Genomic DNA, 26520 nt, shown 5'->3' with positions numbered 1-26520 from the left:
TTATACTTACTTCAATACAACTGTACTATACGGAGGAAGGCTTACTGTACCGTTCTGGAGACTAGCTTGGTCATCCGACTGATACAATAGTGCAGAGAAATGAGGTTCTTTTTCAGACAAACTTACTTCTTTTGCTTCACTAGATAGATTATGAACAACCAGCACCTGCTCACTTGCTGCTACTCTTATATAAGAAAGAACTTGATCATCCTCTACAGAATAATCTTCTACCGCACCATCTCGCAATGCTGCTGTCCCTGTTCTCCACTCAATTACATTTCGGTACAGGGATAAAAGCGATGACGGGTCTGTAAGCTGAACCTCTACATTCACAGCATCATCATCCAGATTATGTTTTGCCTTCTCCCAAGTTGTTTGTCCCTTACTGCCGTCACTGTTTTTACTCCACAGCATAGGCTCCCGGATTTCTTCATCCGGTTTTGAGCCCTTCATCCCAATCTCTTCCCCGTAGTATAGGAATGGATTACCCGGAAGCGTCAGCAGGATCGCTGCGGCCATACGTGCATGGTCACTATTCCCGCCAAGCTGACTCATCACACGGTTCTGATCATGGTTGGCAAGGAATATCGCATCGACAAATTCACCTTGTGATTTTTCAGAAAAAAGCTCATAGTTTCTTTCCCATTGAATCAAAAACCCACCGTTTTGCTCATTGCTAACTGTACGAATGATTTGATCGGCCAGTCCAAAGTTAAAACCGGAATCAAATGCATTTTCTAAATAAGGAGCAATGGCTACCGGTGAATTCTCCCATACTTCTCCTACAATATAAGCATCTTCTTTCACTTCGTTCATCGCATCTCGAAATTCCTGCCACCATGCTACATTTTTGGCAGTCGTTTCGGGACTGCGATCACTCTGTAAATCCTCATAGATGTGTTTTGCAGCATCCAGGCGGAATCCATCAAAACCTTGTTCTAGCCAAAACTTTCCGATCTTCTTCATCTCTTCTCGAACGGCCTCCTGATCAAAGTTCAGATCCGGCATACCGTTCCAGAAGGTTCCAAGATAATGATTTCCGTTCTTCTCATGCCATGCCGGGCCGCTGCCTGCAGCACTAAGTCCAGATGGATCTACATTTAGATCTTCTGCCCATTTATACCAAGCACGATGTGTATTGTCTAAAGATGAAGCAGATTTCACAAACCAAGGATGTTCTGTGCTCGTATGGTTAACGACCAGATCCATGATGACTTTCATCCCTCGCTTGTGTGCTTCTTCTAATAGATGCTGCAAATCTTCCATTGTGCCATATTCAGGATTAACCCCGTAGTAGTCCGTGACATCATATCCGTGATAACTAGGCGACGGGTTAATGGGCATAAGCCATATTCCTTCTACTCCGAGATCGTCGCCACCGGGTTTCCCATCATTTAAATAATCCAGCTTCTCTGTAACGCCGTTCAAATCTCCAATCCCATCGCCATCTGAGTCATAAAAAGATCGAACAAAGATTTCATAATATACCCGGCCCGGCTGTTCATCGATAACAGCTTTAGAATCAGAACCGGGAGAAGCAGGCGGATCGGCCTGCTCCTGAGCATCGGTCCTGTCCCTAATGTCGCCTTTATCACTGCAGGCTGCTGTAAAGCACAGAGAGCATATTAATATGCTGGCACCCATCCATTTTTTCCAAGCGAACTTATCCTTAAGAATAGGTATCACCCTTTCGTTGCGCCTGCTGTCAGCCCATCAACGAGGAAGCGTTGCAAGAACATATAGAGAAGTGTGATGGGTACGGCTACGAGAACAGAACCCGCAGCAAACAAAGTGAATTCCGTACTGGAGTAACTATTTACAAGTTCATAAAGTCCAACAGCAAGTGTCCAATTTTCGCGTGACCGAAGAATAAGCCTTGCAAAAATAAAGTCAACCCATGCACCGCTGAAAGTCATGAGTGATATATACGTGATAATGGGTCTTGAAAGCGGCAGAATAATACTAACAAAGATTCGCATATGACTTGCTCCGTCGAGCAAAGCCGACTCTTCGAGCGCTCTGGGAATGGTATCAAAGAATCCTTTGGCTACGAACATTCCGAGTGCCGCACCAGAGGTGTATACCAGAATCAGCGCGAGCGGCGAATCAAGCAGGTTCATCTGCAGCAGCATAACATAAACGGCGATCATGCTCATAAATCCAGGGAACATACCTAGAATAAGAATGACAGACATCGCTGTTTTACGTCCCTTAAAACGAAAACGAGACATCGCATATGCCGTGAGTACTTGAATAATCGTTCCAAGTATCATGCTTGTGACTGCGATCTTCAGCGTATTTCCGTACCACTTCAGGAAAGGAATATCTTTATCAGCCTTAGGCATAAAAAGGTCTATATAATGCTGTATAGTAAACTTTTCAGGAATAATAGTCTCACTGTACAGTGAATCCCCTACCTTAAAGGAAGACATCACAATCCACAAAGCAGGATAAATACATACAATCGCGATGAGTATCAGCAAAATATAACTGAAAGTAAGCTTAATTCTCTTTTTTCTTTTCATTGAATCATATCCTCCTCTTTAAACGAACGGCTTCTACGATAGTTGTAGATTGAGAACGAGGCAATGATTAAGAAAATAAGAATTCCGATCGCAGAGGCAAAGTTATATCTTTGATTATCGAGTGTCAGTTTGTACAGCCAAGTAACGAGCAGGTCCGTACTTCCGGCAAAAGCATAATCCCCATTCGCAGGTGCACCGCCTGTAAGCAGGAAGATCACGTTAAAGTTATTGATATTCCCTGCAAACTGCATAATCAGAATGGGTGCGGTCTGGAACAGAACGAATGGCATCGTGATGTTGCGGAATTTTTGGAAACCAGAAGCACCGTCTACTTCAGCAGCTTCATATAAATCTTTTGGAATGGCCGTTAATACCCCGAGCACTAGAATCATAGATACAGGAATCCCGATCCACATGTTGACGAGAATAACGGTCACCTTCGCCATAAACGGATCATTAAGCCATGGAACCTGCCCTAGCCCCAGCATACCGAGATACTGATTAATGGGTCCAAACTGAGAGTTCAGAATATTTTTCATGATCAGTAAAGAGATAAATTGCGGAATTGCATAAGGAAGTATAAAAATTGTACGCCACATCGTTTTGAAGCGAATCCCATGCTGCTGAATCAGGAGTGCAACCAGTATACCGCCAAAATAAGTAGTCACTGTAGCTACGACAGCCCATATAATCGTCCAGATCAAAACACCATAGAACGTTTTACTCCAGGCTTTCAGGGTAAAGAGGCTCTTGAATGTCTCCAATCCAACCCAGTCTACCAGGTTCTTTGGCGGAATATGATCCGGTGCAGAGTAATTGGTAAAGGCCATTAGTATCATGAACAGAATCGGAAGAATCGTGAAAAAGAGTACGCCAATGGTTGGCAGTGAAAGCAGTAGATAAGGAAAACCTTTATCGAGGAGCTGCTTAGTCGTATCTCGGAAAGAAGGTGCTTCTTTCCCTTCATCCCGAAGCTGACCAACTGCCCGGGCATCCCGTATGTTACCGATATAAAATAATACGAACAGCACGATATAGATCAACGCAGCAAGTCCGTAAATCATCATAAAAATGGAATGGTCCCCAGGGACGTTCTGATAGAGTCTTCCTACCTTCTCCATTCGAGAAGGTGTATCACCCAGTGTTACAAGTCCCCATAAATTCGCTCCGAGCTGTGCAATGATAAGATAAATACTGATGACCTCAGCAAGCATGAAAATGACACCCTTCACCCACTGACGGTGATAGAATTGTCCAAGTCCCATAAACAATGCTGAAAGTATGGTCCCATTACGGGCATGGCTTGCTCCGGCAGATTGCGGTTTGCCGGTTGACATCATGGTGGGGGATTGTCCTTTGCTCATCGTATGTTCCCAGCCCTTCCTTCCGCAAAATGGTGATGAACCACCTCCGGAGTTTTCTAAGTTCCGTCGGTGGTTTCTTTTTATCTGCTATTTGAATCAATTTCATAATTCATTAGAACGATAAATTAGTAACTTCTTAAGATCCGGTCTGAATGTTACTCTTCATTTGTTCTACAACGTTATCCATCACTGCTTTAGGATCCTTACCGTTATTCCACAAGTCGGACAGTGCAGCTTCCATTGGTGACCAGAACTGAGCCATTGCAGGGATGGAAGGCATTGGGATTGAATTTTCAAACTGGGCGAGGAAGGCAGATGCAATCTCATCATTTTTCACAGTTTCACTTGCTGCTGCTTCTGTATTGGCTGGGAGTGCCCCTGTCATTTCAAAGTTTTTCGTTTGGTTTTCTGTATTGGTAATAAACTCAGCAAACAGTTTTGCTGCATTTGGATATTTTGTATACGCATTTACAAAATAGCTCTTCACACCAGAGAAAGGTTTCATAGGATCGCCATTGGGAAGAGCAGGATATACCCCTACACCTAGATTCGTGACGCCTTCTTTCAGAGATCCGACATCCCAAGGACCACTGATATTCATGGCGAGTTTACCCGAAGTAAATAAGGATTTACGAATATCTCCATTGATGTCGGAAGATTTAAGCGGCATTAGCTCTTTTAGTGACTGAAGGAAAGTAGCTGCTTCTATGCCTTGTTCACTGTTTAAACCGATATCTGTTGGGTCCGTACCCTCATTACCGAAGACATAAGCTCCGTATCCCCCGAAGAAAGGATAAGAACTATAACCGTTCCCTACATCCCACATAATGGAAAATTTATTGGCTTTCGTATCGTTAAAGGTAGCAGCAAACCCCTTAATTTCGTCCCAATTGGTAGGAACTGCATCAATCAGATCTTTATTGTAAAATACAGCCGTTGTCTCTACAGACTTCGGATATCCATATAGAATATCTTCATAAGTTAAAGCGTTTACAGCAACTTCACTGTTTCTTGCTCGAATATCTTCTTCAAACCAATCGTTCGGCATAATCACACCCGCGGTTACTCCTTGCCCGATCTGATCATGTACGCCAGCAAATATGTCAGCACCTACACCAGCAGGTCCATCCGTAACCATTTGTGTCATCGCTTTATCTGCACCAAGTTCTGTGTAAGATACTTTGACTCCATACTTCTCTTCAAAAGCAGCAGCTGCCTGTTCTACAAATCCCTTCTGATCTCCGCCGTCCCAGATCGTAAGCATCGCGCCTTCTTCCGGTGTAAGTTCTTCCACTTCAGCAGGTGGTGCTTCGTTATCTGGGGTTGTTCCTGAATCTCCTGTATTGTTAGAAGCATCGCTGCCTCCGCTACCGCATGCTGCAAGCAAAACTGTCATTGCAAGTGAGAGTGACATGAAGCTGAATTTTTTCCCTTTTTTCATTAGAAATCATCCCTTCCCCTTTTTTTTTGCTGCGCATACACCTTCTTTCGTCACTGTATGAACACAGCAACAAAAGCTCACTGAACCTATCCAAATCCGGCAGAGATTCTTTGTTTATTTACTGCCTTTCAGAAATCAGAATCAAAGATGTCCTCTGTTGTGCAAACGTTTGTCTTGATTCGTAAATTCCTGCTTTCATCGGATAAGTCATCAGCGTATGTATTCGAAAAACTTATAAATATTGGTAGGTAAGCGCTTTATTATCAAATTAATCATAACCGACAAAACCATTTTGTTAAAACGTTTGCATAGATTAAATTTGGCGATATTACACCATCTATCTAAAATAATCCATTGTTTACTCTCTTTTACAATGTCTGTCGTTTATTTCCTCGGTTTTATCTATGAAATAGGGTTAAGATAAGAGATTTTTTGCTGAAAAACTATAAAAATAATTTCATTTTCTGTTAAAAGGGTGCCACAATGGTTATAAGCTTATAAAAATCTCCATTTACAAACCGGTAAATTATGGATTACCATATCGATACAAAGCAAACGGTTTCATTAAGGAGTGAAAAATAAGTGGCGGTAACAATCAAAGACGTAGCAAAACTGGCGGGTGTATCTCCTTCCACTGTATCCCGTGTGCTTTCCGGCCACCCTCGTATTAGTCAGAAAACAGCTAGTAAAGTACGCGATATTATGCAGGAACTTGGCTACCATCCAAATATAATGGCAAAAAGTCTTGTATCCAAAACAACCAAGAGTATTGGGGTGATCTTGCCCAAACCGGCAGAAGAGCTGTTCCTCAATACCTTTTTTATGGAACTGATTCGGGGAATTGTCACCCAGGCGAATCGATCAGGGTATGATATTGTGATCAGTTCAGGTGCGAACGAACAGGAAGAAGTCGAAGCTGTCCAAAGACTGGTATATGGCGGGCGGGTAGATGGAGCAATCTTGCTCTATTCCAGGCAGAATGACCCTGTTGTCGAATTTTTGTATCAAGAGAATTTTCCTTTTGTATTGGTCGGAAGAACAGAACAATTTCCCGATCTTTTATCTGTTGATACGGATAATATACAAGCAGCCTATGATGCTACGCGTCATCTGATTTCGTTCGGGCATAAACGGATCGGTTTTGTGAGCGGACCCAAAAATTTAATGGTATCAAAAGACCGATTGCAGGGCTATCATCTAGCCATGAAAGAAGCAGGACTAGCCGTGAAAGCAGATTGGATTGTGGAAGATGATTTCTTGCAGGAGAGCGGATACCGAGCCATGTCCTTCTTTATGAATTTACCCGAACGACCTACCGCGCTTGTTGTCATTGATGATGTAGTCAGCTTCGGAGTTCTTCGCGGTTTGAACGAGCTTGGATTCAAGGTCCCTTCTGATCTATGTATTGTCAGCTTTAATAACAATCCCTTGTCCGAATTGTACAGCCCGCCGCTAAGCAGTGTAGATATTGGGATTTATCATCTAGGATATGTTGCTTCACAAGCACTCATTCAGGCCATACAAGATGAGGATAAGTCCTTGTTCAATAAACGTCATATCATTCCCCATCGGCTAATGGTGAGAGAATCGTCTATGCATCATCTCTCTCAGAGGACCGTATAGGCTCTTTTCTACTCATCACGTACTCATAAAAACAGCACAGTACCCGCGGTCTTCCTAGACAGCGGGTACTTCGTTTTCTACTCTTCCTCATCTGACGACCCCTTCTGATCGAGCACTTTGTTTTTAATCAGTGTGATAAATTCAAGCTTCATGCTCTGCAGAGCATCTTCTTCAGGCATGGGAATATATTTGCTTAGCAGCCGCATATCCGATTCAAACATATCAAGCAGCTTTTCCATGGCAGCCGTATCCCCTTGCTGCACTTCATGAACAAGTCTCAGGAACTCATTCTCTCCGATAGACTCTGGATTGTTTTTCTTCTCCATTTGTTCACCGCCTGCTGACTAATATTCAGTTCTTTTGCAATCTCTGCCTCACTTTGGTCTTCCAAATAAAATAAACGAATGACTTTTTGCCCCGTATCCGAGGGAATCAGTCCGAGAATGTACTCGATGAATAGTTTTGATTCGATCTCTTGTTCAGGAGATAAAGCCGAGATTAATAGCAGCTCTGTTTTGAGCGGAAGCTCTCTTTGGCGTTCGGCACGGACACGATACTGAAGACGCCACGCAATTCGTTTGAGTTCTTTTTGATAATAGTGGACAGAACTACTCATAATTAACACCTCTTTTTTTCTAATTATAGGAACATCTGTTCCCTCTTTGTTGCTATTATAATCGCTTCACCTTTTTCTTCCAAGACCCAAATTAAAAAGTAGTTATTCCTACTCTTTCTTCTCTAGGACTTTTGACCTTTATACCATTGCTGATTCACCTACTCGATCTCTCAGAGATACAGTTAATAAAGAAAACCGCCAGCTAAGGTAGAGATATCACTATCTAATGAAAAATAAGGAAAGAAAAAAGTTTGAAAATATTTTATCAAACAGGTTGTATTTTCACTCTCCTCAACTCCTATATTAGTGAGCAACAAAAAATGAGAGTAAAACGAGGAGGAAGAATATGAGCTGCAAACAAGAAAATTTGACTGTTGAAACACTGGTGATCCCGGGGAACATTAATATTGATATTGCCTCCGCCAAAGCGGGCGACGAGCGCAGATTAATGCTCAGTGACAACCCAGAGACACTGACACAAGAGATTTTGACAGAGCCATTTTCGACACTATGGCATGATGTGGTGGTGACTTCTAAACGGTCGATGAAACACCGCATCTTTGGATGGCACTACAATCGTACAGGTGCTCCGGTACGCATTGGCGTTACGATTGAAAACAAGGATGAGGAGCAAATCGAGGTTCGTCATATCGAAAGAGATCTGAAGCTAAGTCCCTCCACAGGACACTGGATTATTGATGTTGGTCAATGTCTTGCGAAGTCATGTGTAGGCGGCACTCTCGATCGAATTAAACCCGTCGACCCTTATAAATTTGGCAGAGGAGTTGCACTTATCGAGGAATTTACAGTAGAAGATGACGTGCTTGCAGGGTTTATCTACGAATTCACTGTAGAACACGCTAGCGGCAAAGGCGGCCAGAATTACGAGATTCGAACTGTTGTCTCGAAAATAGAAGATAAAGATCTTCGCGAGATTACGTCCGCTCCTATTCCACCTCGTCCTGCACCTCAAGCCCACCCTCGCGGCAGCTGGACTTTTTCTGAAACAGACGCAACTACCCCTGTATATCGTGTTGGACAAAGTGCAAACTACCGTACCTGTGCGGGCACGAAGCTAACGGGAGAACTACCGGCCGACCTGCTCTTCACTGCGGACAGCAGCACGCTACCGGCATCCATGACCAATCGGGGACAATTCGGAGCCATCTATCAAGTAAATATTCCGATTCTGAATGAGACGAACCAGGATGCTGTCGTTCGTATTCGGGTGAACCCGCGCGGTGGAGCCTTTGCCGGGGCAGCTCTCATTGATGGTAAAACCTACGGTATTCCTCTTCTTCGCAATAACACACAGGCCAGTCCCATTGCTGATGTCACTGTTCCACCAGGTGCAAGCTCCTACTCCTTCAAATACATGACGGCGGGCAGTGCAAGTACACCGCTTGGCATTTATGTAACAACGCTGACGTAGAACGGCTCAGTAGATTAGAAGTTCTATATTCATTACCTTTCTTACCTGTGTAGAATGTTAGACTTCCCCGTTATCCGCCCCAATCTAAAAAAGCCTTGCCCCGCCGAATCACTCGGACAAAGGGCAAGGCTTTAATCAACTCTAGCAGTGATCAAAATCAGTCATCCATTAGGATGCTGGAATGATCAATTTTTGGCCTACTTGCAGTGTATATACATTGCTAATCTTGTTTGCTTTTACAATCGCATTCCAATCGACACCATATTTTAAGCCAATACGGTAGAGGTTATCCCCTTTTTTCACCACGTGCACTTTTTCTTTGTTTGCTTCCGGTTTAGACGGCTTCTCCGGCTTAGACGGTTGTACTGGGGTCGCTGGTTTCTCCGGTGTTGGTGTCGGTATTGGTGTTGGCGTTGGAGTCGGTTCTGGTGCTGGTGCAGTCGCTTTATCACCTGCCAAATTTAATGCATATTTACCGAATCCATCTTTTCCTTCACCAAGATACGTCATTACTTTACTCAGCTCTGGATCTGATTCCACTAATTTTTTCGCTTCTGTCGCTGTGTTAAAAATAACTTCCGGATTTCCGCTTACTGCTGCGAAGGACCAGTTTCCATCCGCAGATGGATTAATCGTTTTGTTCTCCGTAATGTAATCGATGATGACTTGGCGGCTCTCATCGGGTGCAGCAAGGACAATTCGTTTTCCATCTGGATTCGCAAGTTTGGAAGATCCCGCACGGTAGTTATTGGTGGCAACAATAAATTTCTTCTGCAAGTCGATCGCTTTCCCTTCAAACTGAAGGTTCTTGATGCGGCTCGCTGAAGCATTCACTACATTTCCTTTTGCATCATATTTACTCGGCTGGGTTACATCAATTTCATACGTTACGCCGTCAATGACATCAAAATTATATGTCGGAAAATCAAGATTAACCAGCTCTTGTTCCCCTGACTTATTCGGATCGATCTGATTGAACTGCCCCGCAGACCATTCGAGCCATTCTTTAATCTCTGCTCCGTTTACTTCAACGGCATGTAGTGTATTTGGGTACACATAGAGATCTGCTACATTCTTTATTGCAATCGTTCCTGTAGGGATATCCGTGTAGTAATCCGCACCCATACGGCCGCCTGCTTTAAAAGGAGCACCTGCAGACAATACTGGAGTACCTTCGTATTTCGTGCCTTTCAGTTTGTTCTCGATATACCATTTCTGTGCATTCGTTACAATCTGAATGGAAGAATCATCTTGAACAAGTGCAAAATAGCTTGTGATCGGCGCCGTTGTCGTTCCTACCGGCCCACGTACATAATCCACTGTCGCTTTATGCTCGTCCGATATGGCAGCTACGATCTCTTTGTCTGCTTCGACAAATGCTTTTTTGTTTGCTGCATCGTAAATTGGGCTTGATACGGATTTGGAATCTACTACTTTCCATTTCCCATCTGCCTGCTCCAGCTGTAAATCAATAACCCCAAGGTTATCTCCCCACGCACCAGGTTCTACAGCGGCAACACCATTAATCGTTCCTTTTTCAAGATTCACGCCCTTTTGATCTGCAAATGCACTTCCAGGGAAAACCTTATGGGCATGTCCGAACAAAATGGCATCAATACCATCCACTTCACTCAGCGGAAGAACTGCATTCTCTGCCATATCTGCCGGCGGATTCTGATCATAACCGGTATGAGCAAGGGCCACGATCAGATCTGCCCCTTTTGCTTTCATTTCAGGTACAAACTTCGCCGCTGTCTTTACAATGTCTTTCGCAATAACTTTACCCGTAAGGGAAGAACTGTCCCACTGCATGATCTGCGGAGTAACAAGTCCAATCACGCCTACTTTCAGTGTATGTTCCTTACCCGCTTCATCTTTTACTTTCTTCTCAATAATTTCATACGGTTTAAAATAGTTCACGTCGTTGCTTTCATCCTTATCGCCGTCATCTTTATAAATGTTGGCATTCACATAAGGAAAATCAGCGCCTTTCAGCGTTTGATTCAAGAAATCAAGACCATAGTTGAACTCATGGTTCCCAAGCGTTGCTGCATCATAATCCAGCAGATTCATCGCTTTATATACAGGATGGACTTCAGCACCCTTCAGCGGCTTCACTTTGGCTACATAATCACCGAGCGGATTGCCTTGAATAAGATCACCATTATCAAACAAAAGACTATTGGTCGCTTCACTCCGAGCTTTTTTAATAAGAGTAGCGGTTCTTGCCAAACCATACGTTTCAATTTCCTGATCACTGTAGTAATCATAATCGAGCAGATTCACGTGAATATCCGTTGTCTCCAGAATACGAAGTTTCACTTTGGCTGCATCTGCAGCAGAGACAGGTTGTCCTGGGATGGCGAATAATTGAAACAGTAGAGCAGCGGTAGTCAGACCTGCTAATAATGGTTTACGTGATCTCAAAAGAACCCCTCCAAATTTTCATTCCAATACTACTGGAAATAATATGCTTCTGACAGATATTCTAAACTATTTATTACTGGTATAAAAGTGTAATTTTAACTAAAATAACAACCTTGAGGGAGGTTTTATACAAAAAAAGAAAGAAGAACGATCTATGCGATCGCCCTTCCTTCTCTTCTGACATCAGGCTGTAAAGGTCATGTGATATTTATGCTTCCCATACCTGTTTTTCTTGCCCTTGTCCTGTATATTCAATCCGGTTTGGGGTAATATCCAAAATGACATAGTTCGGATCTTCCGGACCACTGAACCATTTACTAAACTCATCATTCCACAGTTTCTTACGCAGACTTTCGTCCTTCGTTACACTTGCGGTTCCTTCAATCTCAAGGATGTCTTTGTTACCTCCTGCTTCGTAACCCATCAGAAGGCTCACATTCGGGTTATCCTCTAGTTCCTCCACCTTATGAGTGCAGCGGTTTGTTGCCATATGAATATTTAGACCATCATTGAAAACAGCCATGTATCTTAGTTTTGGTTTTCCTCCCTCTACGGTAGCCAAGGAACCAAAATGATTATTTTCTATGCCCGCTATAATTGCACGTTCAAGATCTGTTTTATTCATTGTATTTGTCTCCTTTCAAGAGCGAAGTTTGTAATTATAGTAAAAATAACTGTTACTATAGTGTACCCGTCTCTCGAAAGTTGAACCGTATTTTATTCTTGCACTGCGGTACAGGCAATGGTGTCTCTACCCCCCATATAAGGGCGAAGCGCCTTCGGAATATAGATGCTGCCATCCTCCAGCTGATGATTCTCCAGCAGCGGAATTAGAATTCTTGGCGAGGCTGCTGCTGTATTGTTCAGCGTATGCACATATTTTAATTGTCCATCTTGATCCCGATAGCGAATGTTCGAACGGCGCGCCTGAAAGTCATGTAAATTCGACGACGAATGGGTTTCTCCATAAGCTTGTCTGCTTGGCATCCAGGTCTCAATATCGTATTGTTTGTACGTTTTCTGCGACATGTCCCCCGTACAGACAGCCATGACTCGGTATGGCAGCTCTAGCGCTTCTAGCAGCTGTTCGGCATAACTTGTTATTTCCTGATGAACTTTCTCCGACACCTCGTCATTTGCTTCGGTTAGAACAACCATTTCCACTTTAGCAAACTGATGGACACGGTATAGTCCTCTGACGTCCCGTCCGGCCGAACCCACCTCGCTGCGGAAGCTTGTCGATACAGCAGCCAGGCGAATCGGCTCCGTTACATCAACCACTTCTCCTGCGTAATACGAGATCAGTGGAACTTCCGAAGTGCCGACCAGGAACTTATCCTCTTCCTCTAGCGCATAGGTCTGATCACGTCCGGTAGGAAAGAAACCGGTATTGATGAGAGCCTCTTCGCGTACCATAATCGGTACATCCATCGGTATAAATCCGTGCTTCATCACGATATCCAGTGCCAGCTGCTGAACAGCTCGGTGCAGTAATACGCCGTCTCCTTTTAAATAATAACTTCTCGAACCGCCGACTTTCACGCCGCGAGGGACATCAAACAGATCATGCAGTTCCCCTAGCTGGATATGATCCTTGATGACAAAATCCCTTTCCGTTACTTCACCTACTTGGCGCACGAGTACATTATCTTCATCCGACTTTCCAATTGGGGTGTCCTTCGAGAAGATATTCGGAACGAATAGCATCTGCCTTTCATACTCTTTCTCCGTCTCAGACAATTCCTTGTCCCATTGTTCGATACTGCCGCCCAGCTCCCTAATCTCGACCCTTAGCTTCTCTGCTTCTTCCTTTCGTCCTTCTTTCATAAGCTGACCGACTTTTTGGGATCCTTTATTTCGCTGTCCGCGCAGTTTCTCTACTTTAGTAATGAGCTCTCTTCTTCGATCATCCGTGTCTATAAGCTCTTTTACCGAAAGGCTCATATTCTTCAGTCTTGCAGCTTCCTCCACCTCGTTTGCATGCTCTCGTATCCAGTTTATATCCAGCACACCGCCCACATCCCTCTCGTTATTTTTTATAAAGAAAGACAAAGAGCGCCCTCATCCCTTGGGACGAGGAGCGCTCTATATGCTCGCGGTGCCACCCAATTTATTGAAATGAACAAAGATCTGTGTACATTTCAATCACTTTGGTTCCGCGATAACGGGCGGTGCCGATTAACTTAGGGAATGTCCATCTTCCCTTAACGAAAATACCTCCGAGTTGGAATCTCTTCATTGGCATGGTCACCGATTTTCAATTGGCATAATTATAATGTAGCTTTCCCCGATTCGCAACCTCTTTATTCCTTCGATGTGAACGAATTAATTAAGTTCACTCGCAGATACCTTATAGTTACTGTTTTTACCCTGCTCTGTCTTATCATCTGGACACGCCTCTGATATAAGACTATAATACATGGTTGTAACACCTTAACTTTATAATGTACTCAAGGGGTGCTGGTGAAGCCGGCTGAGATAGTATCCGTAAATTACGTGCAGATACGTACCCTGTAACCTGATCTGGATAATGCCAGCGTAGGAATGGAGAAATATATTTGGGCTTACTATTTCATGAAGAAGTATACCCATTCCCTTACGTACAAGAGCATCCCGATTCGGGATGCTTTTTTTATGATGAAAAGGTAGCTTTCAGGTGCATTCTAAAGACATCTAAGATATCTAAAGGAGAGGGAAACATTGCAGAAAAAGTTAGGCTTGTTCTTGCTGCTTGCTATGCTCACTATCGTTACCGCCTGTGGTAATGCCGGCAATGGCAGCTCGGGAGCACAAAGCGGGGCAGGAGAAAACACAGAGGGTGAATCACTCCGCGATATTAAGGTAGTACTTGATTGGACCCCAAACACGAATCATACCGGTCTTTATGCGGCGGTAGATCAAGGATTTTACAAAGCAGAAGGACTACATGTTGAGATTATTCAGCCTGGACAAGCGGGTGCAGATACCATGGTCGCTTCTGGTGAAGTGCCTTTTGGAGTAAGTTATCAGGAAGGTGTCACTCAGGCTCGTACCCAAGGGGTCCCTATTGTGTCGATCGCGGCGGTAATCCAGCACAATACATCCGGATTTGCTGCTCCTGCTGATCGGAACATCAAGTCACCTAAAGATTTTGAAGGTAAAACTTATGGCGGCTGGGGTTCTCCGATCGATTCTGCCGTTCTTGATACGATTATGGGTCTCGAAGGCGCCGACGTAGATAAGGTCAAAAACGTGAACATGGGCGATGCCGATTTCTTCACAGCGATCAAGCGTGATATTGATTTTGCATGGATCTTCTATGGCTGGACCGGAATTGAGGCTGAGCTGCGCGGTGAGGCTATTGATATGTTCTATGTCAAAGATTACTCTGAGAAGCTTGATTACTATACACCAGTTCTGATCTCTAATGAAAAGACGATTAACGGTGACCCAGAACTTGTAAAAGCATTTATGCGTGCAACTACGAAAGGTTATGAGTATGCCACTACACATCCGGAAGAGGCTGCTGGGATCCTAAGTGCAGCGGTACCCGATCTTGATGAAGAGCTAGTGCTTGCCAGTCAAAAATGGCTGAGTCCTAAATATCAGGATGATGCTTCTCGCTGGGGTGAGCAAAAAGCAGAAGTATGGCAGAACTACTCAGATTGGATGGTAGAGCACGGGCTTCTCGATCAGCCGCTGGAAGTAGAAAAAGCGTACACAAATGAATTTTTACCAACTGAATAATCTGGTTGTTTCCTAACTTATAAAGAAAGAGAAGGTGATTCATCATGGCAAAAACACTACTCAGCATTCAGGTCATACCGAAAACACCAAATGGAGAAGATTCCATTCCTTATGTAGACAAAGCCATTGAAGTTATTCAGCAGTCCGGACTTACATATCAGGTCAATCCGCTCGAGACCACACTCGAAGGAGAACTTCCAGAGCTGCTTGAGGTGGTCCGTCAAATGCATGAAGTACTGATTGAAGCAGGCAGTCCGAGTGTAATCTCTCAGATTAAAATCGCTCATTATCCTGGCGGAATCAGTATGGAAGGTCTTACGGAGAAATATCGCCCATGAGTTCTTGGTGGAAAAGCGTATGGCCGCCTCTTATGGCAGTTATCCTCTTCTTAGCGGTGTGGCAAATTGCCGTGCCGCTTTTTCATATTGAGAAGTGGATCCTGCCGAGCCCTGCTGATATTACGAAAGAAGCGATTGCAGAGGCTGCAAGTCTCACCCAGCATACCTGGGCTACGGTTCAGCTAACTTTACTTGGATTCTTCATTGGTACGGGCGTTGGACTTCTTACGGCGATGCTACTTCATCTCGTCCCGTTCTTAAAGTCGGCCTTATACCCACTGCTTATTCTTAGTCAAAATATACCGACGATCGCTCTGGCTCCTCTGCTCATGATCTGGTTTGGCTTTGGGCTGCTTCCGAAAATCATTGTCATTACGCTGGTTTGCTTCTTCCCTGTCGCCGTATCCACCATGGATGGACTGATGCAGACCGATCGGGGAATGATGAACTACATGCGAATGGCTGGAGCAAGTAAAGCACAAATTTTTCGAAAATTAGAAGTACCCCATGCCCTTCCATCGGTCTTTTCCGGCGTGAAAATTGCCGCTACCTACAGTGTTATGGGTGCTGTCATTGCGGAATGGATTGGAACCGATCGCGGCATCGGTTATTATATGATGCTTCAAAAATCCGCCTATCGCACGGACCGGGTATTTGTCGCTATGGCCATCATTGTCCTCTTAAGTCTAGTCTTATTTGCAATCATCGCTCTTCTGGAGAAGATACTTATCCGCTGGCGAGGAGCAAATATGAAATAAAATGTAAATAATATTTCTGCAGCAGTTTCAGCAAATGAACAATTCATTTCGGAGTGGAAAGGAGATAACTGCATATGAATGTACCCGCTCTAGAAGCCAGAGAGATTGCTCTCTCCTTCCGAGAGAAGAAGAAAAATCTCCAGGTCCTTAACGATATTTCACTTACGGTTCAGAAGGGAGAATTCGTCTCTATTGTCGGTCCTTCCGGCAGCGGCAAGAGCTCTCTATTCCAAATTATTGGCGGTCTTCTTGCTCCCGGGGCAGGAAGTATTCATATGAATGGAGAAGTGGTAACAGGAGAACGAGGGCATATCAGCTATATGCCACAGCAACCGGCCCTTTTTCCTTGGCGTACAATCTTAGATAATATCAAGCTTTCTAGTGAGGTCGCTCCTCGAAAGCATGCTGCTAAGAGCGGGAAGCTTAATGAAGATGAGATCCTCCACTGGATTAGACAAGCAGGCCTTGAAGGTTTCGAACATGCCTATCCCCATATGCTCTCTGGCGGGATGCAGCAGAGGGCCGCTTTTGTACGCGCGCTGCTGAGCCCTCAGGAGCTCATGCTGCTTGATGAGCCGTTTAGTGCGCTCGATGCGCTCACGAGAAGTGAGATGCAGGAATGGCTGCTCGGTATATGGGAACAGTACCGCCGATCAGTGCTTTTTATTACTCATAATATTGAAGAAGCGTTACTACTGTCTGATCGAATTTATGTATTTTCCAGCCGGCCTGCCACCGTTCTTCATGAGATTCAGGTTCCTTTTGCAAGACCAAGACAAGAAGAAATTATCGAACACCCTGACTTTCTTGCATTAAAGAGACAGATGTCAGGCTGGTTACGTGCGGAAAAAGAACGAAGCCGCTCATTGTAATCTAGACAAGGAGGTGAAGAACACTTGCAGCAAGCCGAAGATTTTGGATGTCCGGTTATTGATGCACATATTCACCTCGATCAGTATGAGGATGATATACAGCCGCTGCGGTTGTCTCTTGCTCCAAATGGAGTGAAATCAGTAATTGCAGTCTCTACTCAGCTTGCCTCTTGCCAAAAAATAGAGAGAGCAGCTGCCGCTGCGCCTGACTTAATCTATCCTGCTTATGGATATCATCCCGAGCAATCCATTCCAAGTACAGAACAGCTGAATGAACTACTGGACTGGATGGAGAATCACACGGATTCCATGATTGCTGTTGGGGAGGTTGGACTTCCCTACTATTCAAGAATAGAAGCGGAAAAAGCAGGACAGCCTTTTGATATGGACCCTTATATCTTCATGCTGGAGCAGTTTATTATCTTTGCTAAGAAGCATAATAAGCCAATTATTCTCCATGCCGTGTATGAGGATGCAGATATCGCTTGTGATTTGCTTGAGGAGCATCAAGTAAAAAAAGCCCATTTCCACTGGTTTAAGGGGTCCGATGATACCATACACAGAATGGCCGAGAATGGGTATTTTATTTCGTTTACACCCGATCTTGTATATGAAAAAGAAATTCAGGATCTGGCAAGCAAATATCCGCATGATCAAATCATGGCAGAGACCGATGGTCCATGGCCTTTTGAGGGGCCTTTTGCTGCTCATAAAACCCATCCCCGGATGGTAAAAGACGTGATTCGTGCCTGGTGTGATGTCACTGGGGTTAAACTTGAAGTCGCGGCAGAACTGTTTTATAAGAACACAAAACAGTTTTACAACCTATAATTCATAGTTTACGTACGCGTTAATACTCGATCTACATACGTGGAGAGCCCCTCGCAATCTATTGCGGGGGCTCTCCTTTTTTCATTCGTATAACAAATTAAATTCAATACTATCGTTTCATAAATCCCTTACCTTCAAGGAAAAATTTCAACTGAAGACGAGCAGGCTGTGTTAGCCGCTTCGCCATCATCTCAGACCAGGTAGCAGACTGCTTTCCGTCAGAACGTTCACGCATGTAAGCCGATAAAGTCTCATCATACTCTTTTACCCCGGCAAGAGACTGCTCTTTGTCATAACCGTTTCTATGCAAAACAGCTTTCAACGGAAGACGCGGACGCAGCACAGGTTCCTGATCGGGTACACCAAGGCACATACCAAATACGGGGTACATGAGCTCAGGAAGACCAAGCACGTCTGAAACTTCTTCGATGTTATTACGGATTCCGCCAATGTAAACAACACCGAGTCCCAGCGATTCCGCTGCCACAGCTGCATTCTGTGCAGCGAGAGCTACATCAATGGTAGCCACCGTAAAGTTCTCCATCGTATCTTCGTAGGTTTCTGCCCCTGCCGCCTGTGTTGCAGCGGTTTCACGAAGTCTGTACATATCTGCACACCACACGAGGAAAACAGGGCACTCGTTTATGTAAGCTTGATTCCCCGCAAGACCTGCAAGCTTGGCTTTCAGCTCCGAATCGGTGATTGCTATCACACTATAGGCTTGTACGTTACTCGAAGACGAGGCCATTTGTCCTGCCGCTATGATCGTTTCTAGCTGTTCCTCTGTCACGGGTTCATTTCTGTATTTTCGAATGGACTTGTGATTCATTAATAGATTGATTGTGTCGTTCATTTTGCATTCACCCCTTCTATTTAATCTTCAGATAATTTTCAATGTCCTGCGGGACTTCATAATACGTGCCATCAAGCCCGCTCAGTACATAGCCGTCCCCAATATATACAAGATCCACGTTTGGAAAATGCATAAGAACTGCTTCTTTCGCACTCTCCGGATCAATCCCCTGAGATTCCTTAGGCGGGTCGATCGCCTTGCCCTGGTTTAAGAGAGCAACCATAGCCGATAATTCTTGTTCATCCGTGATGGTCTTAGATGCTTCTTCCTGGCGAATCAGCACTTCACTACTCCCTGTCAAGCTATCCGCATAGGGCGGTAATTCTTCCTTCTGCGAACAAGCAGATAGAATCAAGATCAATAACACGCCTAACATAAGACCGTATTTCTTCATGATGTCTTTTCTCCTTCCTTGATGTGATCCTTATAGAAATGTACTAAGTACATTACCCATTTCAGATCTTGTTCTATCTCTGGTCTATCTCTAACCTCTCTTTACAGGTACAGACATTACTTTTAAAATCAGTTCTGCTCCATTCTTTTATTTTAGCACGAAATTATATATGTGTTGTGATGAAGAACATCTTCGCACCTTCGCATCTAGGAACTTATTTCGACATCATGTAGTCTATAGAGTAGTGAGGTGAGCAAGCTTGGATTACAGCGATCTTAAACATGCAGTTACGCTGGATAACGATACTTTATATCAAATCATGGACGACTTTGGTAACGACGTATGGAATTATGCTTTTTTTCTGACCGGAAGCCGGGACCATGCCGATGATATTTCGCAAGAGGTTTTTATTAAGGCCTATCAAGCAATTCACACCTACCGGGGTGAGGCTTCACTCAAAACATGGCTGATCACCATCACACGAAATACTGTTCATTCTTACCGAAGATCTCGTTTCTTTCGTCAGAGCCTCGGCAGTAAACTTTATTCGACAGATGATGAAAAAACAGCGGAAAGCAGTGCTTTTTCATCGCATAGTCGAATAGCCCCTTCTGCCGAGTCTATCGTCATGGAACAACACTATGAGGATTCGATATGGGAGATTATTATGAGCCTGTCTGTCAAATCGCGGGAAGTACTCATTCTTGCTTTAAAATATGAAATGAAAATTCATGAGATCGCAAAGATCCTCCACATATCAGAGGGTACAGTGAAATCGCGTCTTTCCAGAGCAAAGGAAAAAGTACAAAAAGAACTAGGGAGGCGGGCAGAATGACAAAACATCTTGAAGAGTGGGAAAAACGGGTTAAAGAGGATCCTTTTGGAGATGAACCTTTCACGGAAGAGCATAAACGGCAAGTAATTCAGGCGGTGCAGCACATTTCACAAACACCGGTTCCCAAGAAAAAAAACGTTTGGCTAAGACGCATCCTGCCGAGTGTCGCTGTATGCAGCACTCTTATAGCCGCAGTATGGTGGTTTCTGCCCGGTAATGAACTTACACCCAGCAAGCCAGAATTGATCAGTATGAGCAAAGCTGGCCCATCTGCCGAGTCCACAGCGGAATCAACGGATAGCGAGCCTTACTCCATGAATGAAAAAGAAACGAATAGAAACGCTAAACAACATGAGGAGATGGCAGACTCATTATTTAAAGAGGATCAATCCAAAGTGAGATTTTCGGACCAGGAACTTTGGTTACGAGATTTGGTTAAGGAAGCAGATCTGATTGTGGAGCTGAAAATAACAAATCCAAATCAGGGTGGACTTACTCTGCAAGGTGATGTGGAGAATATCATTATCTCTCACGTAAATGAGGTGCCGAGCGCACTAAAAATCAACCTAAGTGAGACAGTAAATCTGACTACTCTTCCCCTTGAGACAGAAGATCGAGTCGTGCTTTTTTTGAAGAAAACAGAAAAATTAGATACGTATCACCTAGCAGGAGAAGCCCAGAGTATATACGTGGTTTCAGCAGATAATCTTGTGTCTTCCATCGAACCTACACCGAATTCTTCAGCTATAGAAGAGATACCTTATGATGAATTTATAGAGAATATGAAAGCCCTTGCGGATCAATGATCCCAAGGGCTTGTTTATTATTAAGCAAGTCCGAATAAATGTACGAGTGCAAAACCAAGTAGAGACAACAGAATCGAGCCGATCCCGCCAGCAATAAACGAAGGCAGTCCTTTTTTTCTAAATGTAGAGAACTGAACACCAAGTCCGAGTCCAGCCATTGCCATACCAATCAAAAGATAAGAAATCGTAATGATATAAGAAACCATAGCAGATGGGATAATCCCCAGTGTGTTAATACCGCTCATCACCAAGAAACCAACAATAAACCAAGGAATAGGTATATCACGAAGACTCATTTTCGCGCTTCCGCCGTGCTCGATGCGTTCCTTACGAGCGCTCCACATCCCAATTACGATAGCAATCGGAACAAGCATAGCAACGCGGGACAATTTCACAATTACCGCTAAATCTACTGCACTTTGTCCGCCCGGATCTGCCGCGGCAATGACATGAGCTATTTCGTGAAGCGTCGCACCAGAGAAGATGCCGTATCCAGATGCAGAAAGTCCAAGTACAGGGTACAATAGCGTATAGAGTAAAGTGAAAATGGTGCCAAGTATAGCGACCGTAGCCGCGCTTATGGCTGTATCTTCATCACTTGCCTTTAACTGAGGAGAGATCGCAACCACGGCAGCTGCTCCGCAGATGGCCGTTCCGCAAGCCGTCAGAATCCCCAGCTTCTGATCCACTTTGAAGACTCGCGCCAGTACATAGATCACTACAATAGCAAAAATAATATTGATAATGGCAATAGCCAGCACTTTCGGTCCTGCTTCAATTACATCTGCGAGGTTAAGTCTAACTCCCAGCAGAATAATCCCGTACCTGAGCAGCTTTTTACTGGAGAATGATATGCCGCCTGAGGCGTTCTCAGGAATAGGGAAAAATGCCCTGTAAAGCATCCCCAGCAAGATCGCAAGAACAAGCTGGCCCATAATACTTAAAAAAGGAAGCATTGCTAAAAATCTTGCAACAAGCGCGATAGCAAGGGTAATACCAATCCCTAGGAAGAAGCCTTGTTTACTCGGGCCTCTTTGGGGTGCAGCCATAGATTTACTCATTTTCAAACACTCCTTGTTTAACCTAGATGTCTTCTGTGTGTTCTCATGCTTTACTATAGTTGATCGTGTTTCGCGAGTGAAATACCGATATGCTATGCCAATCATTACAAATACTTATGATTGAAATAGCGATCGACTTCTCTCATGTCTTAAAGCAAACCAAATATCAAAGGAGAATAATGATGATTACTGATACTTTACGGGTATTCGTTACGGTTGCAGAGCTGCGTCACTTTTCTAAAGCAGCTGAATTGCTTAACCTTTCTCAACCTGGAGTCAGTCTTCACATCCGTAATTTGGAGAACGAAATGGGAGCTAAGTTGCTTCATCGTTCTTCAAAACAGGTCCGCTTGACAGAAGCAGGCGAAATTCTGTATAAGCACGCCAAACAAATAATGCACCTGTATGATGAAGCAAAACAGTCCATCCGGCTTCTCCAACACGAAGTCACTGGTCAGATTCGTTTAGGTGCCAGCTTTACGATTGGTGAGTATATTCTTCCCGGCATGATTGCGGATTATGCAAAACAATATCCTCATGTCAATATCGAAGTAACGATTCGAAATACAGAAGAAATAATGCGAGGAATTCGCGAAGGTATTTTAGATATTGGTCTTGTAGAAGGAAAGGTGAGTGCCGCGGAGTGGACCGCAGTTACTCCTTTTATGAAAGACAAGATGATTCTCATCGCTCCTTCTGATCATCCGCTGGCAAGAGAACGTGTCATCGAACCCATGCAGCTTCAAGACCAAATCTGGGTGCTGAGGGAATCGGGTTCAGGCACAAGAGCCTTTAGCGATCAGTTCATTGCGGAGCAGAGCCTTCGGGTGAAACAGTCTTATTCCTTTTACAGCAGCCAAGGAGTGAAAGAAGCGGTAGTCTCCGGTCTAGGAATTACTTTCCTTTCTGAACGGATTGTTCAAAAAGAAATTAAATATAGAGAAGTAGCTCAAATCCATTTAGAGGAACATCAGATGGAAAGAGAGTTCAGTATGGTTCAATCGGCAGGAATGGAGACTACGCTTGCTCATCGGATGTTTATTCAGCACTTGCTCACTTACGTATCGTAGCTCTGGTTAAGCTGTATAGAAGATACTTTACTTCATTTGAAAATAACGAAGCCTTCGTATCATTTCAGGCTTTGCTTTTTCGAACTGCTTGTGTCGATGCCCATTTGCACCAGAAGGATGAGGAAATCCCCACAAAAAATTCTCAGTTTTGATTTGATTCTGCTGAATCAGCCTATGAAGCACTGTCTCAACCGATTTACCCAGCGGGATTATAAGCGGATTACCAAGCATGCTGATCTCCTGAGGGAAAGATCCCAGTACTTTTTCATACAAAAATTCACTCTTTAGTAAAGATGGTACATGCCCGTTATAGTTTTGTTTATCGACAAATACAGGATACTTTAGTAATGACGTAGTATGTAAAAGATTGCTTTTCGCATCAAATAAATCACTTGTTTTTTCGATTCCAAAATAATGGGGTAAATCTAATGCTTCGAGCATGCTGATGATATTTGTACGCATGGATCCAGCAAACCGGGCAGCTATTTTGGCTGCTTTGCATGCTTCTTCCTCTGTCTCTCCTCTGTGCAAAGATTTTGCAGCCGCTTGATAAGCTCGTTCCATCTGTGTCCAGCCGGGCGTAATGCCTACAATGACTATTTTTGCGAGCGGGTTGATGTACTCATTATGGGGAGCATAATACATTTCCAGTTGCCCTTCCCTCGCCAATAACAAATCTTCAATTAGTAAATCCTGTTTTGAGTACTGCTCCTTGATCGGAAGCGACCGGATAAACGATAGATAATTTTTCGATTGTGCTGTCAACATAAGATCTCCTCCGTTCTTTCCTGTAAAAACTCCTTATTTCAACCATCCTATAACCAAAAAAAGATATCCTGAACTCGCTCAAAAGCCAGCAGGATATCTTTTTTCTACACCACTGAGGCAGTTATAAGATCAAGCTTCGCGTGATTCCGTGAGGTCTGAAGTTTGTTCACTGTTCCATCATCACTTGAGCCTTTACCTCGGTGCACAGTTATAGTCTTACTGGCTTATAGCTTCACTCGCTGTAACCGCAGTGCATTTAGTACAACCGATACCGAACTTAGTGCCATTGCTGCTCCCGCAAGCCATGGAGCAAGCAGTCCCATCGCGGCAATAGGAATACCGATGACATTGTAACCGAGAGCCCAGAACAGATTTTGTTTGATATTTCCCATTGTACGGCGACTCATCAAGATCGCATCAGGAATGCTGTTCAGATCACCGCGCATCAGCGTCACATCTGCTGCTTCCATCGCTACATCGGTGCCTGTTCCCATCGCCATGCCTGTATCTGCCGTAACAAGGGCCGGAGCATCATTGATGCCGTCGCCTGCCATCGCTACTTTTTTGCCCGTCTGCTGAAGTTTTTTGACTTCTTCCGCTTTGCCTTCTGGAAGGATTTCAGCCAGTACCTGATCTATACCTGCTTCCTTAGCAACCGCTTCAGCAGTCCGCTTGTTATCCCCTGTCATCATAACCACTTCAATACCCATTTCTTTTAGACGCTGCACAGCAGCACGGGAAGTTGGTTTAATGGTATCAGCGACAGCAACGGTGCCTGCCCATTTCCCATCGATAGACACCAGCATTGCTGTTTTTCCTTTTTCCTCTAGCTGCTTCATGCCTTGGTCTGCCATCTTACTATCAACTTGATGCTTTTCTAATAATCGGCGTGTCCCGATAAGCAGCTCTTTACCATCAACCTTAGCCTTTACCCCGTAGCCAGGAATATTCTCAAAATGTTCTGCTTCTGGGAAACGAATACCTTTAGCACCAATCCCTTGCACGATCGCCTGTGCCAGCGGATGTTCCGAAGCGTTCTCGGCAGCGGCAACCAGAGATAGAAGTTCCTCTTCCGCCAGATCATCGCGAGTAATAACATCTGTTAATTGTGGTTTTCCTTCCGTTACCGTTCCTGTTTTGTCGAGCACTACAATTTCGATTTCTTGTGCATGCTCTAGATGTTCTCCACCTTTAAACAAAATTCCATATTCAGCCGCTCTGCCTGAACCCGCCATAATGGAAGTTGGCGTAGCCAGACCAAGCGCACATGGACATGCAATAACGAGTACTGCAATGGCTTTTTCGAGGGCATTTGCAAACTGTCCTTGATCTACAAAGAAGTACCAGACCGCAAAGGTTAGCACCGCAATACCTACGACAATCGGTACAAAAATACCAGAAATAAGGTCAGCAATCCGCTGAATCGGTGCTTTTGAGCCTTGCGCTTCTTCCACTACTTTAATAATTTGGGCAAGGGCTGTATCGGACCCGACTTTTGTTGCCCGAACAGTAAGTGCACCGTTTTTGTTAATAGTAGCTCCAGATACGTTGTCTCCTGGTTTCTTATCTACAGGAAGACTCTCCCCGCTCAGCATCGATTCATCCACAGAAGAGGATCCTTTCTCAACGACTCCATCCACCGGGAACTTCTCACCCGGCTTCACAATAAATAAATCGCCCGCCACCACCTCTGATGCTGGAATCGTCTTCTCTTCTCCATCACGAATGACAAGTGCAGTTCTTGGCGCTAGTTCCATCAAACTGCGAATAGCCTGAGATGAACGGCCTTTAGCAACACTCTCGAACCATTTTCCGACAAGAACAAGCGTAATCAAGATGGCGCTTGTCTCATAGTACAGCTCAGCACCATGATGTCCGCCCTCTATTGTCCACGCAATGCTCAAATAAAGGCTGTAGAAGTACGCTGCCGAGGTTCCAAGAGCGACGAGAACGTCCATGTTTGCACTCTTATTGCGAAGAGCACCATAGGCACCTCTATAAAATTGCCACCCAATCACAAACTGGATTGGTGTTGCAAGAATCCACTGGAACCAAGGATTCATGAACAGATCAGGTACATAAATCCATGAGGTGAACGAGAAATGGCCTACCATAGCCCACAATAATGGGATGGACAGGATTGCGGAAATGATCCATTTCCATTTTTTACGTTCAAGCTCTTTCTGACGAAGATCTGCAATATCTTCCTTCGCTTGCTGCGGAAGAGCGCCATAGCCGAGCTGCTCGACCTTTTTCACAAAATCCGTAGAGCTTGCTGTACCGGAAGCATATTCAATATGGGCGGTTTCCAGCGCCAAATTCACATTCGCCTTGGTAACCCCAGGCATTCGGCTGAGTCCTTTTTCAATTCGAGTGGCACAGGCGGCACAGGTCATTCCCGTGATGTTTAGATCCACACTCTCGACAGCAGTTCCGTATCCCAGGGAATCGATTTTATTCTTCAGATCATTTACACCAATCGCTGCAGGGTCATATGTAACCGACGCTTGTTCCAGCGCCAGATTCACATTCGCCTCCTTAACCCCTTCCATGCGCGACAGCCCTTTCTCAATTCGGGTCGCACATGCAGCACAAGTCATACCTGTTATGTTCAGTTTGGTTTTTTTATTATTCATACGATTTTCTTCTGCCTGTTCATTCATTACAATCCATCTCCTTTATACCCCTTAGGGGTATATACATGAGGTAAAAAAAAGCAGTCTTTATCTGACTGCTCTTTATATAGGATAAAAATAGAGCAGAAACGATCAACGTTAGAT

The 26520-nt window shown here is 44.3% G+C and carries 24 protein-coding genes and 1 riboswitch; of the genes, 10 read left to right on the top strand and 14 right to left on the bottom strand.

Annotated features, from left to right (window positions below; translation table 11 throughout):
* Nucleotides 1–6: 6 nt before the first annotated feature.
* The 4 genes from GQY27_RS15535 to GQY27_RS15520 form a co-directional block, all read right to left on the bottom strand.
* Nucleotides 7–1686 (bottom strand): alpha-amylase family glycosyl hydrolase, encoded by a 1680-nt coding sequence (locus GQY27_RS15535; protein WP_236570620.1) that lies wholly within the window; start codon nucleotides 1684–1686, stop codon nucleotides 7–9.
* Nucleotides 1683–2525, bottom strand: a complete 843-nt coding sequence (locus GQY27_RS15530; protein WP_160036011.1) for a sugar ABC transporter permease — start codon at nucleotides 2523–2525, stop codon at nucleotides 1683–1685. The genes GQY27_RS15535 and GQY27_RS15530 overlap by 4 nt, the downstream gene beginning before the upstream one ends.
* A complete protein-coding gene (locus GQY27_RS15525; protein WP_160036055.1) occupies nucleotides 2522–3862 on the bottom strand; it encodes a carbohydrate ABC transporter permease in 1341 nt (446 codons plus the stop codon). Before GQY27_RS15525 ends, GQY27_RS15530 begins: the two co-directional genes overlap by 4 nt.
* 163 nt (nucleotides 3863–4025) lie before the next feature.
* Nucleotides 4026–5330: a sugar ABC transporter substrate-binding protein gene (locus tag GQY27_RS15520; RefSeq protein WP_160036009.1), complete on the bottom strand. Its 1305-nt coding sequence runs from the start codon at nucleotides 5328–5330 to the stop codon at nucleotides 4026–4028.
* 582 nt (nucleotides 5331–5912) lie between these two features.
* Between GQY27_RS15520 and GQY27_RS15515 the strand changes: the two genes are divergently transcribed.
* Complete coding sequence (locus tag GQY27_RS15515; protein ID WP_160036007.1) at nucleotides 5913–6953, top strand: LacI family DNA-binding transcriptional regulator; 1041 nt, start codon at nucleotides 5913–5915, stop codon at nucleotides 6951–6953.
* A gap of 77 nt (nucleotides 6954–7030) precedes the next feature.
* Here GQY27_RS15515 and GQY27_RS15510 read toward each other — a convergent pair whose 3' ends face one another.
* Together GQY27_RS15510 and GQY27_RS15505 are read right to left on the bottom strand one after the other, a co-directional pair.
* Entirely contained in the window at nucleotides 7031–7279 is a 249-nt protein-coding gene (locus tag GQY27_RS15510; protein WP_160036005.1) for a helix-turn-helix domain-containing protein, read from the bottom strand.
* Nucleotides 7231–7569: an RNA polymerase sigma factor gene (locus tag GQY27_RS15505; RefSeq protein ID WP_160036003.1), complete on the bottom strand. Its 339-nt coding sequence runs from the start codon at nucleotides 7567–7569 to the stop codon at nucleotides 7231–7233. The genes GQY27_RS15510 and GQY27_RS15505 overlap by 49 nt, the downstream gene beginning before the upstream one ends.
* A gap of 346 nt (nucleotides 7570–7915) precedes the next feature.
* Between GQY27_RS15505 and GQY27_RS15500 the strand changes: the two genes are divergently transcribed.
* Entirely contained in the window at nucleotides 7916–9001 is a 1086-nt protein-coding gene (locus GQY27_RS15500) for a hypothetical protein (RefSeq protein WP_160036001.1), read from the top strand.
* Between the two features lie 168 nt (nucleotides 9002–9169).
* Here GQY27_RS15500 and GQY27_RS15495 read toward each other — a convergent pair whose 3' ends face one another.
* From GQY27_RS15495 to serS, 3 genes are all read right to left on the bottom strand, one after another.
* On the bottom strand, nucleotides 9170–11428 hold the full coding sequence (locus GQY27_RS15495) for a bifunctional 2',3'-cyclic-nucleotide 2'-phosphodiesterase/3'-nucleotidase (RefSeq protein ID WP_160035999.1): 2259 nt from the start codon (nucleotides 11426–11428) through the stop codon (nucleotides 9170–9172).
* A gap of 208 nt (nucleotides 11429–11636) precedes the next feature.
* Nucleotides 11637–12053: a pyridoxamine 5'-phosphate oxidase family protein gene (locus GQY27_RS15490; RefSeq protein WP_160035997.1), complete on the bottom strand. Its 417-nt coding sequence runs from the start codon at nucleotides 12051–12053 to the stop codon at nucleotides 11637–11639.
* A gap of 92 nt (nucleotides 12054–12145) precedes the next feature.
* Entirely contained in the window at nucleotides 12146–13438 is a 1293-nt protein-coding gene (serS, locus tag GQY27_RS15485; RefSeq protein WP_160036053.1) for a serine--tRNA ligase, read from the bottom strand.
* Between the two features lie 433 nt (nucleotides 13439–13871).
* A riboswitch (TPP riboswitch) is annotated at nucleotides 13872–13990 on the top strand.
* Between the two features lie 174 nt (nucleotides 13991–14164).
* Between serS and GQY27_RS15480 the strand changes: the two genes are divergently transcribed.
* The 5 genes from GQY27_RS15480 (at nucleotide 14165) to GQY27_RS15460 (ending at nucleotide 17953) form a co-directional block, all read left to right on the top strand.
* Nucleotides 14165–15154 carry an ABC transporter substrate-binding protein gene (locus GQY27_RS15480; RefSeq protein ID WP_160036051.1) on the top strand — a complete coding sequence of 330 codons (990 nt, stop codon included), beginning with the start codon at nucleotides 14165–14167 and terminating at the stop codon, nucleotides 15152–15154.
* A 44-nt stretch (nucleotides 15155–15198) separates the two neighbouring features.
* Complete coding sequence (locus GQY27_RS15475) at nucleotides 15199–15492, top strand: thiamine-binding protein (protein WP_160035995.1); 294 nt, start codon at nucleotides 15199–15201, stop codon at nucleotides 15490–15492.
* A complete protein-coding gene (locus tag GQY27_RS15470; RefSeq protein ID WP_160035993.1) occupies nucleotides 15489–16250 on the top strand; it encodes an ABC transporter permease in 762 nt (253 codons plus the stop codon). The genes GQY27_RS15475 and GQY27_RS15470 overlap by 4 nt, the downstream gene beginning before the upstream one ends.
* 74 nt (nucleotides 16251–16324) lie before the next feature.
* Complete coding sequence (locus GQY27_RS15465) at nucleotides 16325–17122, top strand: ABC transporter ATP-binding protein (protein ID WP_160035991.1); 798 nt, start codon at nucleotides 16325–16327, stop codon at nucleotides 17120–17122.
* A gap of 24 nt (nucleotides 17123–17146) precedes the next feature.
* Nucleotides 17147–17953 carry a TatD family hydrolase gene (locus GQY27_RS15460; RefSeq protein ID WP_160035989.1) on the top strand — a complete coding sequence of 269 codons (807 nt, stop codon included), beginning with the start codon at nucleotides 17147–17149 and terminating at the stop codon, nucleotides 17951–17953.
* A 109-nt stretch (nucleotides 17954–18062) separates the two neighbouring features.
* Here GQY27_RS15460 and nfsA read toward each other — a convergent pair whose 3' ends face one another.
* Entirely contained in the window at nucleotides 18063–18806 is a 744-nt protein-coding gene (gene nfsA / locus GQY27_RS15455) for an oxygen-insensitive NADPH nitroreductase (protein WP_160035987.1), read from the bottom strand.
* 16 nt (nucleotides 18807–18822) lie between these two features.
* Nucleotides 18823–19200 (bottom strand): hypothetical protein, encoded by a 378-nt coding sequence (locus GQY27_RS15450; RefSeq protein WP_160035985.1) that lies wholly within the window; start codon nucleotides 19198–19200, stop codon nucleotides 18823–18825.
* A 259-nt stretch (nucleotides 19201–19459) separates the two neighbouring features.
* Here GQY27_RS15450 and GQY27_RS15445 point away from each other — a divergent pair, with 259 nt between their 5' ends.
* Nucleotides 19460–20035, top strand: a complete 576-nt coding sequence (locus GQY27_RS15445) for an RNA polymerase sigma factor (protein WP_236570619.1) — start codon at nucleotides 19460–19462, stop codon at nucleotides 20033–20035.
* Nucleotides 20032–20841, top strand: coding sequence for a hypothetical protein (locus GQY27_RS15440; protein ID WP_160035983.1), 810 nt, complete (start codon nucleotides 20032–20034; stop codon nucleotides 20839–20841). The genes GQY27_RS15445 and GQY27_RS15440 overlap by 4 nt, the downstream gene beginning before the upstream one ends.
* Nucleotides 20842–20861: 20 nt before the next feature.
* Here the strand turns inward: GQY27_RS15440 and GQY27_RS15435 are convergent, their stop codons facing one another.
* Complete coding sequence (locus tag GQY27_RS15435) at nucleotides 20862–21890, bottom strand: YeiH family protein (protein WP_236570623.1); 1029 nt, start codon at nucleotides 21888–21890, stop codon at nucleotides 20862–20864.
* Between the two features lie 194 nt (nucleotides 21891–22084).
* Between GQY27_RS15435 and GQY27_RS15430 the strand changes: the two genes are divergently transcribed.
* Nucleotides 22085–22972, top strand: a complete 888-nt coding sequence (locus tag GQY27_RS15430) for a LysR family transcriptional regulator (protein WP_160036047.1) — start codon at nucleotides 22085–22087, stop codon at nucleotides 22970–22972.
* 27 nt (nucleotides 22973–22999) lie between these two features.
* Here GQY27_RS15430 and GQY27_RS15425 read toward each other — a convergent pair whose 3' ends face one another.
* The gene (locus tag GQY27_RS15425; protein ID WP_236570618.1) at nucleotides 23000–23740 is read right to left on the bottom strand and encodes a uracil-DNA glycosylase family protein; all 741 of its coding nucleotides are present in this window, start codon (nucleotides 23738–23740) and stop codon (nucleotides 23000–23002) included.
* Nucleotides 23741–23964: 224 nt separating this feature from the next.
* Complete coding sequence (locus GQY27_RS15420) at nucleotides 23965–26403, bottom strand: heavy metal translocating P-type ATPase (RefSeq protein WP_328803009.1); 2439 nt, start codon at nucleotides 26401–26403, stop codon at nucleotides 23965–23967.
* Nucleotides 26404–26520: the final 117 nt, after the last annotated feature.

The organism is Paenibacillus sp. An7 (assembly GCF_009870785.1).
Lineage (GTDB): Bacteria > Bacillota > Bacilli > Paenibacillales > Paenibacillaceae > Paenibacillus.
This window is presented reverse-complemented; position numbering and strand designations above follow the sequence as displayed.